General features: G+C 44.0%; 11 protein-coding genes. 6 read left to right on the forward strand and 5 right to left on the reverse strand.

Annotated elements, in window-relative coordinates:
• Positions 1-17: 17 nt before the first annotated feature.
• Together rseP and QUA45_RS01935 are read right to left on the reverse strand one after the other, a co-directional pair.
• Positions 18-1,112, reverse strand: coding sequence for an RIP metalloprotease RseP (gene rseP, locus QUA45_RS01930; protein WP_333219140.1), 1,095 nt, complete (start codon positions 1,110-1,112; stop codon positions 18-20).
• 35 nt (positions 1,113-1,147) lie between these two features.
• Positions 1,148-1,303: a hypothetical protein gene (locus QUA45_RS01935; RefSeq protein WP_333219142.1), complete on the reverse strand. Its 156-nt coding sequence runs from the start codon at positions 1,301-1,303 to the stop codon at positions 1,148-1,150.
• 63 nt (positions 1,304-1,366) lie between these two features.
• Between QUA45_RS01935 and QUA45_RS01940 the strand changes: the two genes are divergently transcribed.
• From QUA45_RS01940 to QUA45_RS01965, 6 genes are all read left to right on the forward strand, one after another.
• Positions 1,367-2,044, forward strand: coding sequence for an ATP-dependent Zn protease (locus QUA45_RS01940; RefSeq protein ID WP_333219144.1), 678 nt, complete (start codon positions 1,367-1,369; stop codon positions 2,042-2,044).
• 115 nt (positions 2,045-2,159) lie between these two features.
• Positions 2,160-2,714, forward strand: coding sequence for a hypothetical protein (locus QUA45_RS01945; RefSeq protein ID WP_333096375.1), 555 nt, complete (start codon positions 2,160-2,162; stop codon positions 2,712-2,714).
• Between the two features lie 59 nt (positions 2,715-2,773).
• Positions 2,774-3,331 (forward strand): Uma2 family endonuclease, encoded by a 558-nt coding sequence (locus QUA45_RS01950; protein ID WP_333096373.1) that lies wholly within the window; start codon positions 2,774-2,776, stop codon positions 3,329-3,331.
• A gap of 212 nt (positions 3,332-3,543) precedes the next feature.
• Positions 3,544-4,974: an MFS transporter gene (locus QUA45_RS01955; protein ID WP_333096371.1), complete on the forward strand. Its 1,431-nt coding sequence runs from the start codon at positions 3,544-3,546 to the stop codon at positions 4,972-4,974.
• A gap of 1,034 nt (positions 4,975-6,008) precedes the next feature.
• Positions 6,009-8,366 carry a polysaccharide biosynthesis tyrosine autokinase gene (locus tag QUA45_RS01960; protein WP_333096367.1) on the forward strand — a complete coding sequence of 786 codons (2,358 nt, stop codon included), beginning with the start codon at positions 6,009-6,011 and terminating at the stop codon, positions 8,364-8,366.
• A 28-nt stretch (positions 8,367-8,394) separates the two neighbouring features.
• Positions 8,395-8,646 (forward strand): hypothetical protein, encoded by a 252-nt coding sequence (locus tag QUA45_RS01965; protein ID WP_333096365.1) that lies wholly within the window; start codon positions 8,395-8,397, stop codon positions 8,644-8,646.
• A gap of 160 nt (positions 8,647-8,806) precedes the next feature.
• On the opposite strand, the gene QUA45_RS01970 is transcribed toward QUA45_RS01965, so the two are convergent.
• Genes QUA45_RS01970 through QUA45_RS01980 form a run of 3 tightly spaced genes read right to left on the reverse strand, consistent with a single transcriptional unit; the run spans position 8,807 to position 11,063 of the window.
• The gene (locus QUA45_RS01970) at positions 8,807-9,331 is read right to left on the reverse strand and encodes a pentapeptide repeat-containing protein (RefSeq protein WP_333096363.1); all 525 of its coding nucleotides are present in this window, start codon (positions 9,329-9,331) and stop codon (positions 8,807-8,809) included.
• A gap of 20 nt (positions 9,332-9,351) precedes the next feature.
• Entirely contained in the window at positions 9,352-10,701 is a 1,350-nt protein-coding gene (locus QUA45_RS01975; protein ID WP_333096361.1) for an LCP family protein, read from the reverse strand.
• A 14-nt stretch (positions 10,702-10,715) separates the two neighbouring features.
• Positions 10,716-11,063 (reverse strand): DUF6717 family protein, encoded by a 348-nt coding sequence (locus tag QUA45_RS01980; protein ID WP_015175132.1) that lies wholly within the window; start codon positions 11,061-11,063, stop codon positions 10,716-10,718.
• Positions 11,064-11,222 lie beyond the last annotated feature (159 nt).

The following is an 11,222-nucleotide window of genomic DNA, read 5'->3' on the forward strand; positions in this document are numbered from 1 at the left end:
CCCTCTGCCTTCATTTACTATTGCATGAAATTTCGCAAATCAAATCCAGCCAAATTAGCAGTATCGCGAATAATCAAGAAAACTCCCAAACCCAGCAACAACACCAAACCAGTCTGCATGACATTTTCCTGAATGCGGTTCGGCAGAGGCTTGCCCCGCAGTCCTTCTATTAACAGAAAAGCTAGCTGACCGCCGTCCAAAGCAGGTAAAGGCAAGATATTAATCACAGCCAAATTGACGCTAATTAACACCGCATATTGAAACAAACTCGCAGCATCCGATTTGGCAATCCCTGCACCAATCGCCACAATCGCCACAGGCCCGGACAACTTGTCGGCAGTCTGGCTGAAATTGCTAAGTAACTGCCCGAAACCTTGAACCGTCAGCACCACAATCCGCTCAAATTCTTTGGCGGCCTTGCTAAACGCCTCTACAATTCCGGCCCTCTGCCGCACCACAGTGCCGTTAGAAGTTAGCTGCACACCAATGCGACCTTTGCCGTCGGGCGACTCTTCAGGAGTTACTGTCACCACAAATTTTTGTTCTTGGCGCTGAATTTCCAACGCTAGGGGTTGGTTGGGATGATCTTGGATTGCTGTGACCAATAATTTGACTGCTTCGCGGGAAGCGCCCAATTCCTTGCCGTCAACAGACAGAACAACGTCGCCCGATCGAATTCCCGCTTGTTTGGCGGCCGAACTGACTTCCGCAGCGACTTCCGGGACTTTAACTCCCGGTAGGTAGTTCATTTCTGCCGCGCCGACAGTGGTCAATTGCACCACCAGCAGGAAATAAGCAAAAATTAAGTTGGCAATTACCCCTGCACTAATGACGATCGCCCGATCGATCACGGGGCGATTTTTGAGCAAATTCGGGTCATTTGGGGGAATTGTACTGTCGGGATCGTCGTCCGGGAAACCCACGAAACCTCCCAGGGGAAAGGCGCGGAGGGCGTATTCAGTTTCCGGGCCTTGGTACTTCCACAGGATGGGTCCGAAACCGATGGAGAAGCGGTTGACGTGGATGTGTTGAAGTCTCGCCGCCAAGAAGTGGCCGAGTTCGTGAACGACAATCAAGATACCTAAAACTGCGATCGCTGCCAAAACTGACATGAAGGATTCCACTAACACTTTTACTGGACTTTGATTTATTTTAATATCTTTTTAATATCGGTGGCTTCGGAGGGGCAATTTTCAGTCAAACTGGAAGGTGGTGTTTTTGTCGGAAGTCCCGGCTGCTGCGATCGACCCGACGCTGCCAAACCGATCGCGCGATCGTACCTGAGTTTACCTCTAAAACCCATTCCCATTACCAATTCCCTATTACAAATTACCCATTACCAATTCCCAGTTAGCCCTTCGCCATTATGAAAGACACTTCTTTGAATATTATCGCTATTTCTATCTTTGCCATCACCGTTTCAATATTGTTGGGGCCCCTATTCAACTTGCCAGAAGCCGTACCTGCGATCGCCACTTTTTGCCTGTTGGGGCTAGCCACCCTTGACAGTTTCCAGTGGCAAGGTCAAGGCGGTACTATTTTATTAGATTGGCTGGGGGGAACTTCCAAACAAAAGCGCGATCGTATCCTTCACCACGAAGCCGGACACTTCCTAGTCGCCCACCTCTTGGGAATTCCCGTAACCAGCTACGCCCTCAACGCTTGGGAAGCATTTAAACAAGGTCAAACAGCCCAAGGCGGCGTCCGATTTGAAGACGAACAATTAGCATCTCAACTCCAAAGCGGCACTCTTTCCGCCCAACTTTTAGACCAATACTGCACCGTGTGGATGGCCGGAATAGTCGCCGAAAAATTTGTTTACGGCAGCGCACAAGGAGGAGCAGAAGACCGCACAAAAATTAGTGCAATTTTAACACAGCTGCGCCGTCCCAGTTCCGAGATTCAACTCAAACAAAACTGGGGTTTGCTGCGAGCAAAAAACCTGATTGAAAGCCACAAATCAGCTTACGAAGCCCTAGTATCAGCAATGGAAAAAAGAGCAACTGTTGCCGAATGCTGCGACATAATCCAGCAAAATTTATAGGAAAAAGATTACGCACTCTTGCCTTATTAACCCGGTTTATCTCTAGATTTATCACAAAAACAAAAAATTTGCGTAGAAACCGAGTTTAAGAGCGTATTTTAAGGATTAAAAATTAATGTCAGAACCAAACAATTTTCCAACAACACTGCAAACAGCAAACCCAAATACAGAAAAATTGTTGTGGCTGTTTGGTTTTCGGATCGACCCCGGCACCGAAATACCAAATCTATATACTCTAATTGTCTATGGAGAACAAGAGCCGCCCTTAGTAGCCGGCGGTCAACTTGTATTTTTTACGCGTCCCGAACTAGCGATTAACGCTCTCAAATTGTGCCATATCGATGTCAGCAAACTGGGAAAGCCACCCACACAAATAGACGCTATTTGCGACATTGCGGAAACGCTGTACTTGCTCGATGCCGAAGATTTTGACGAGTCAGCTACTATCCTCAACTGTTTGAACACGCTTTTCGATTTAGTGAAAGCTACTTTAATACCGATGCCAACTGAATACAAGCGCATACTTTATGATTTTGCAGACCATTTGAATATTGAGGAAGAGTTTGCAAGTTTTTTAGACGCCGAAGATATTCAGCGATCGGAGATTGTCAATGCCATTTTGTGGTGTGTGGGAGCAATTACAACAAAATCTAGATTGTTGACCGAGTAATTTAAGAAAAACTAGAATGTGAATCGATAATAGATAATATCGCCCAAGGAAATTGTGCCATGACTGTAACAGATTTACGCTTGTGGACTGTAGAGGAATATCGCCGCATGACCGAAACAGGCATTCTCAATCCCGATGAACGAGTCGAATTAATTGACGGGCAAATTATTTCAATGAGTGCAAAAAATCCTCCCCACGCAGCAACTAATCTCTGTGCAGCCGACTATCTTAGAAATCTGCTGGCAGGACTTGCTTTAATTCGCATCCAAGACCCGATCGCTCTAAGCTATAATTCAGAACCAGAACCGGATATTGCTGTAGTGCAAATCGACCCTCGGCTGTACCAAGATTTTCATCCCGCACCCGCCAACATTTTTTTATTAGTAGAAATAGCTGATACCACCTTAGAAACAGACCGCAAGCGAAAAGCACCGGCTTATGCTAAGGCGGGAATTACTGATTATTGGATACTTGATATTAATACGCGACAAGTTTATGTTTTTCGCGAACCGGGCGAGGCAGACTACCGACAAGAAACAGTATTTAATGAAGATGATGTTTTGTCAATGCTGGCATTTCCAGAAATAGAAGTTCAGATTTCGCAACTGTTTCCTTAAGTAGGGGCAGGTTTTACCAAGAATAATTGCCTAAGACCAATAATCTCGTAAACCTGCCCCCACCAACCTATCAATTACCAATTACCAATTATCAATTACCAAATCTTCAAGCTTGTCCCGATCGCTACAAAAAACTTAGTATTAGGGCGTAGCGCGAGTTATACTCCTACTGGAAAGACTGTGACTGCCAAAAAATCCCGAAATCAAAGTTTATGAGCAACATTTCCCCGCCTCAACCAGCCGCCGACAACCCCAGAACACCAAAACTCAGCCTCTCGACAAAATTAGCTTACGGTGCAGGCGATCTCGGCCCGGCAATTACCGCTAATGTTTTGGCATTTTACCTGCTAGTTTTCTTTACCAATGTCGCTGGTTTACCTGCTGGCTTAGCTAGCAATATTTTGGTGATAGGCAAGGTTTGGGATGCCATAAACGACCCGATTGTGGGGGTTTTGAGCGATCGCACTTCTCATCCTTGGGGCCGCCGATATCCTTGGATAGTATATGGTGGCATTCCCTTCGGCATATTCTTCTTATTGCAGTGGATTGTACCTAGCACGGATCACACAGTGTTATTTTGGTACTATGTTGCGATCAGCATTTTGTTCAACACCGCCTACACGGCTGTCAATCTTCCCTACACTGCCCTGACTCCAGAACTTACTCAAGACTACAACGAACGCACTAGCCTTAATAGTTTTCGATTTGCTTTCTCCATTGGCGGCAGCATCTTTTCATTAATCTTAGCTCTAATTATCTTTGCTGTATTTGACAAGAACCCGAATCAACAATATTTAGTCTTAGGTGCAATCTCTGCTGTTATCTCTGTCTTACCTTTGTACTGGTGCGTTTTGGGAACTCGCAAGCACGTCGCAGCTCAACTACTAGAAAACGCAGAACTCGATAATTCTACATCCTTGCCACTGAAAGAACAGTTGCAGATTGCATTTAGCAATCGCCCTTTTTTGTACGTAATTGGAATTTATCTTTTTTCTTGGCTGGGAGTGCAGTTGACTGCTACTATTATTCCCTACTTTGTTGTTAACTGGATGCAACAGCCACAGTACGTTTTTAGCTTAGTTGCGATCGCAGTTCAAGGCACTGCATTAATCATGCTATTTGTTTGGAGTAAAGTCAGCGAGAGATACGGCAAAAAAGCCGTATATTTTATGGGCATGAGTTTGTGGATTATTGCCCAAGCTGGACTGTTTTTCCTCCAACCAGGACAAGTATTGCAGATGTACCTATTAGCAGTCATGGCAGGTGTCGGAGTTTCCACGGCTTATCTAATACCTTGGTCGATGATACCGGATGTGATCGAACTCGACGAACTGCAAACAGGAGAAAGACGCGAAGGCGTTTTCTATTCGTTTATGGTATTGCTGCAAAAAATCGGATTGGCAGTGGGTTTGTGGTTGGTAGGCCAAGCATTAGAAGGAGCTGGATTTCTATCTACAGTTCCGGGACAGCCAACACCCGTACAACCAGATTCTGCACTCTTTGCCATTCGAGTTGCGATCGGACCGCTGCCCACAATTGCTTTAATAGCTGGCATGATTCTCACATATTTTTATCCCATAACCCGCGAAGTTCATGCAGAAATTTTGTTGAAACTTCGAGAAAGAAAAGCACAAAAGCAGTAAGCGCTAATAAAAAGTAGTTGGTAATTAGTAAAATCAAAAAACAATAACTACCAATAGCTAATCCGAGCGAAAGCAATAGCAATCCTCCTATGCGGTGCGAACTCTTTTTTTATTTAACAATGTGTCATCTTCTTATTGCATCGGTTAATAAAAAAACTGTTGCGCGTTTACCGAAAGGATTGCTATTGCTTTCGCTCGGAGGGCTAATAAAAGCGATTGTTTTAGTAATAGCCCCCGAACCCAAAACCTAGTTTTTATACTAAAAAGCATAAATAGCGCAGCACCATCCGCCCCGGTAGAAAAACCGACAAGGCTTGAGTTGTTCGAGATGTCGATCAATCCTGAAAAAACAAATTATTAAATTTTATGTCGGTTGCACACTATTGAGAGTAGTGTGTGATATAAGGAGGACGATGAGTAAGCCGATCAACTTCAACAGTCACCCAGCTACTCAAAAAGTTTATAATTAAGAGAAGAGACAGATTTTTCTCGGAAATTGATTCGATTAGTTGCCGTTCCAAAAATTTGCTGAATGTTACTAATTATATCTACATAGAAAATGCCAAACGTTTTAGCCTGTCAGTTAAGTAGTAAGTTAACATATGCTTCTGCAGTTGACTGCGAACCGAAAAATGGCATAGAAGAAAAACCAATACCAGCGCAAGTGGTGGCTCAGGTGTTACAGTCAATTGTAAAAGTTTAGTAAAGTTATTGAGTTCCCTGTCGCGAAGCTGAGCGACACCTGAAAAAGTTGGCTTCCTCGCCCGGAAACCTTAAATACAAGCACAACGCAGCAGACTCAAATGCAGTCTGATATAACTATCCAGCAGTTGTAAAAGAACTTTTGCCGCGGGCATAGCATAGGGATTTAGTTATTTTTGTATACTATGTGAAAAGAGTGAGAACTATTAGAAGGAAGTGGGCTCGACCAACCAATAATTTCGTGTGATATCCTTAAGCCAATGCTCAAAGTATCAACCCGAAGGCTCGCAGAAGAAAGCTGATTTTACCCACACAATATCCAAGAGGTCAACATGGAAAGAGAACAGGACGCTCATATCGTACCCATTAGCAACCAGAGCCGACAGGTGCAGCAATTTTCCGTTGACGAGGGAGAAGAGTTAAGCGCGCAGCCTCAGAAAGGATTGAATGTTAAACCGTTGTTGAGGACTTTTCAGCGACAAGCCCTCATCATTATTGGGATTATAGGTCTAGTGGGCGCTGGAGCTGTTTATCAGATCCAGGGAGGCAAGAAAACATATCAAGGCGATTTTCGGATGCTAGTGGAACCCGTGACAACGGAGGCAAGAATTGCTGACCCCGCTGCCCTAGCCAATCGCAGCGAGGGGGGAGGAGTACCTAATCGAGATTTTTTTAGTTTGGACTACGCAACTCAACTTGAAATTCTCAAGAGTCCTCAGATGCTTTCTGCTATTGCAAAACAAGTCCAAAAACGATATCCAAAAGTTACAGAAAAAATTCTTGAAAAAGAATTAATTGTTTTGCGGATGGGAGAAGATCAGATGACGCTCACTAAAATTTTGCAAGTTCGCTTCATGGGGGATGACCCTAAATTAATTGAGTTCGTTTTACAAGAAACTAAAAAGAAATATTTAAAGTACAGTCTTGATGAACGCAAGACTCGGATTGGTGAAGGTGTTAAATTTATTGAAGACCAGCTTCCGGGACTCAATAAGCGCGTAAACAGCCTGAAATCGGAGTTACAGGTGATACAGGAGAAGCAAAAGATTACCAATCCTCAAGAACAAGGCGCGCAATTAATCCAGCAAGTTCGTGCCGTAGAAACTTTAGAGTTAGAAACTCAAAGGCTACTGCAAGAACAGAAAACGCTGTACGCTAACTTGCAAAAACAATTAGATTTTACACCAAATGAAGCTATTGCCGCTTCAGCTTTAAGCGAAGAGCCTCAATATAAAGAGTTGCTGACCAAGGTTAAGGAAGTAGAAGGTCAGATTGCTGTAGAAACAGCTCGTTTTAAATCTGCTAACCCTATAGTGGAAGCTTTAGAGCGCAAGCGGGCAAATTTAGTAGCTTTGCTCAACCAGCAAACTGATAGAATTTTGGGGCAAAATTTAGTCGGCACTCAAGCTAATTCTAAAGTTCAAAATTTTCAAAATTCTATTCGCATAGGCTTGATTAAACAATTGGTGGATACTGCTAACCAAGTTGAAGTCTTAGAAGCTCGCCTTCAAGCAATCACCCAAACTAAAAATAATTTAAACCGACAAGCAACAGAATTCCCCACTATAGCCCGCCGCTACAACGAACTGCAACAGCAATTAGAAGTAGCTGCCCGCACCCGCGATCAACTTTTAAGTCAGCGGGAAACTCTGCGCGTCCAAGCAGCTCAAAGCCAAGTACCTTGGGAAATAATTTCTGAACCAGGCATACCGCGAGATGAGAAGGGCAACCTGATTCCAGTTGCCTCGAAAGCTAAAAACAAATTAATGATGGCAATTGTTGGAGCGCTAGTTTTGGGTCTGGGAGCTGCTATCCTTATTGAAAAGTTCCGCAATATTTTCTACTGTGCTGATGATGTTAAAGATGCGGTTGAAGCACCTTTATTAGGAGCAATTCCTCTGGACAAAAATGCTAGAAAATTGCCCCCTTCTATTGCTAATGCCTATGCTTATCTGGAAAGAAAAGAGGGTAATAAGAAAAATGCTGCGGAATTTATAGAAGCTTTTGACTCTCTTTATACTAATATCCGCTTTCTTTCTTCCAATCGAACGATTAGCTCTTTGGCAGTTGGTTCGGCTACAGTTGGCGAAGGAAAATCTACCGTTGCTTTAAACTTAGCTCACGTGGCAGCGCTGGCGGGTCAGCGAGTGCTGTTAGTAGACGCGAATTTGCATTCGCCCAGCGTGCACTTGCTGCTGGAACTGCCTAATGTCAAGGGATTGAGCAACTTGCTCGACCATAAAAACGAACCCAATGAAATTATCCAACGATCGCATCTAACAGATAATCTTTTTGTATTAACTGCCGGTGTCCCTGGTCCTGGTACTGCCCGACGGCTGGCCTCATCTGGGATGCAGTATTTAATGGAAGAACTTCAGGCAAAATTTGACTTAGTTATCTACGATACGCCGTCGCTCGTTGACAGTAAAGATACGAATTTTTTAGCTGCGCGCACAGATGGCATATTGATGGTTGTAGCAATTCAGCAGGTTCCCTTTTCCGTAGTTCAAAAGGTTTTCACTCAATTAGAAAATTTTGGCATACCATGCTTGGGTACAGTTGCGAATCATGCCCCTAAACGCAAGAAGTATCCAGCATCTAGAGCCTCAGTTGTTGAAGATAAAAATGAATATTTGAATTTGCCACCAGCATCGTCTCGTATCCGCAAACTAGCTCATAAAAAAGAGTGATACCCCACAAAGCTGAGGGAGCATCTCAATGAAAGCACCCAAGGTAGGAATTGAAGGCAGGAGACAGGATCCAGTAGGAAAGGCTCAGAAAGAAGGAGTCAGAACAAGTGTTTTTACAAATATGAGATGCTCCCCCAACGATTATCTGCTGCTAACGCGCACCCGTTGGGGAGTTCAAACTCTGCTGCTGGGCTTGGGGCACCGCGAGACTTTTCGGTACACGATCGCAGGTAATGATGCACTGGTTTTGAGACATCTTAGCAGCAATTATTGCATTTGACCACCCCAGCCGCGCTGACAAATCCATAAAACATCTCTTTTTTCTCTTTATTCAGCAAGCCCTATGTAGGGTGTCCACTGCGCACTTTACCGCGATAAATGTAACCGCTATAAGTAGCCCGTAAAACCCATTTTGGCGTAATTCCTGTAAGTGTAAATATTTAGGGACATCCCAAACTTTCGCGGGTAGGAACTCCCGTCACGGGATTGACACCATCTGCTTTTTCGCACAGGATAGTTACTTGATAAGCGTCGATAATCGCGTCAGTAAAATCTGCGCCAGAAATTGCAGCATCAAAAAACCGAGTTCGAGTCATAATTGCCTCGGAAAAATTAGCATTCGTCAAATTAGCGCCGTCGAATGTAACTCTATCTGCCAAAGCACCGGAGAGGTTCGCACCTGATAAGTTGGCATTTAGTAAAACTCCCTTAGTCAAAATCGCATTAGTTAAATCAGCACCTTGAAAATTTGTTCCCCGCATTTCAGCAGCGACAAATGTTCCCCCCGCTAAATTCGAGTTGGAAAAATCGCGATCGGACAAATTAATATTTGTGTAATTAATATTTGTTTTCGGCAGGGCCAATGCCGGAGTAGCACTCAGCAGCACCCACCCCAAAGCCAACACTAAACTTACAAACAGGCTCAGGAAAATTCTGAAAACACTTTTCACAGATATTGCGCTCATGGTAATTGGCTCATGACTCATCAAAATCGCTTTACCCAATCTTCGCCAACGCGAAGCGTCAAGTCAGAATTGATTTCACCGGTAGAAGATGCTTCAATTTTACCGCCTCCTAATTCTTTTTGCAGTAGATTCGCTGCCTCTAAATCGCCTTGCTGAACAATAATTAGACTTTGACGCTCCTTCTGGGGTGAATCCTGCACTACAGATACATTAAAAAAGCCCTTTTTTGTGAGAAGCTCACCAACGTTTTTTGCCGTTGTCGGTTTGCTAGAAGCGTTTTGGACAGCTATTTTGAGGTTTTTGGGCAAAACGGACTCAGTTGGATTGCGAACTCGTCCTTGTGCAAAATCCGGCACGCTCTGATTGAAATATTGTGTCATAATGCGCTCCAGCCCGATCGCATCTACAATCCAATAACTCCTCAAATCGGCTTGTTCTGAACTAGAACTTCCAGGCAACATTACCATTTTAAAATTCTCTCGATCCAATTGCAAACCAAAATTTGCCAGGGTCAATATTTCCTCATAATTTAGGTTTGTATCCACATATTTTTGCATCAATCGCACAATTTGTGGCAAGCGCACCAATACTGATGGACTTGTGAGGCGGTTCCGAATAGCTTGAATTAAAGATTGCTGTCGCTGAATACGGCCGATATCTCCTAAACCATCGTTGCGAAATCGAGCAAATTGTTCTGCTTGTTCTCCGTTGAGAGTTTGCCATCCCTTGGCTAAGTTTATTTTTAACTTTTGGGCGCTATCTGTATACGACATGGCGCGAGGTACAAATACCTCAATTCCGCCCACTAAATCGACTAATTCCCGAAACGCATTGCTGCTGACTCGCACGTATCGTTCTATTTTCGTATTGTTCAGCATACTGCTAACCAATCGCGTCGCCAAAGCTGCTCCTCCTCTAGCATTGGCTTCGCTAATTTTGCTAAAGCGAATTCCGGGAACTTCGACTTTAGTATCTCGCGGAACAGAAAGCAAACTAATAGATTTATCTCTAGGATCGAGGTGAAATAAGAGTATTGTATCGCTGCGGCCCTCAAAAATCTTAGGGCCATTGGCTGCAGCTTCAGGCACGCCGTCAATTCCCAATATCAAGATATTAACTGACCGCGACAGGCGGTATCCAGAGCGGTTGGAGGATAGATAGTCAAAGCCAGTCGCCTCTAATACTCTATTGATAATTGGGGGTTCCACGGGAGCTAACAGGGCAGTAATTGCCCCCATTGTGGCCGAGATGGCGGCGGTGAAGACTAGGAAAAATAGCCCCACTATATACAGGAAGAATTTAGGCTTTTTTCGAGAGGTTTGATCGACTGGTGTAACAAAGTCTCTTTTAAAAATTGACAAGTTTTTCATTGACTTGCTGTTAATTATTGCAGTTTTTCAGCTTTGCAGTAAAACTTGGGCGGTGCTTCTGGAAAGTATTTGAACATAGCCGGACACAGCCAGCCTTCGAGATTTTTGGATTCCCACCGATACCAGTTACCGCCGTATTCTGCTTTCAACCACAGCATTTCTGCTTGATATCCGGGAAATGGATTGGCTGAAAATAAAAGTCGGAAACCTTGAGCGGCATTGGGAATGTCTGCGACGAGCGCGTTAATCATTTCCGGGACGCCCTGAACAAATGGTTCTCGCACAAGTCCGACTCGCTCGTCGTCAAAAACCCAGGTGTACTGTTCGCGGTAGGGGTAAATTACCATCATGGCATTGGACATGATATTTTCCTCTTTTCCTTTCCTTTGTTTTGTCTGCGAAAATGCAAATGTTGATACATTATATTGTGTTGCGCGGAAGTTGGGCGCTATCCGATTTGAAAACCCTGTTTTAACTTAAAAAATTTCGCGGGCTATTTACAAACTTTATTGGGCTTGGGC

This window comes from Microcoleus sp. Pol12A5, assembly GCF_036701435.1.
Lineage (GTDB): Bacteria > Cyanobacteriota > Cyanobacteriia > Cyanobacteriales > Microcoleaceae > Microcoleus.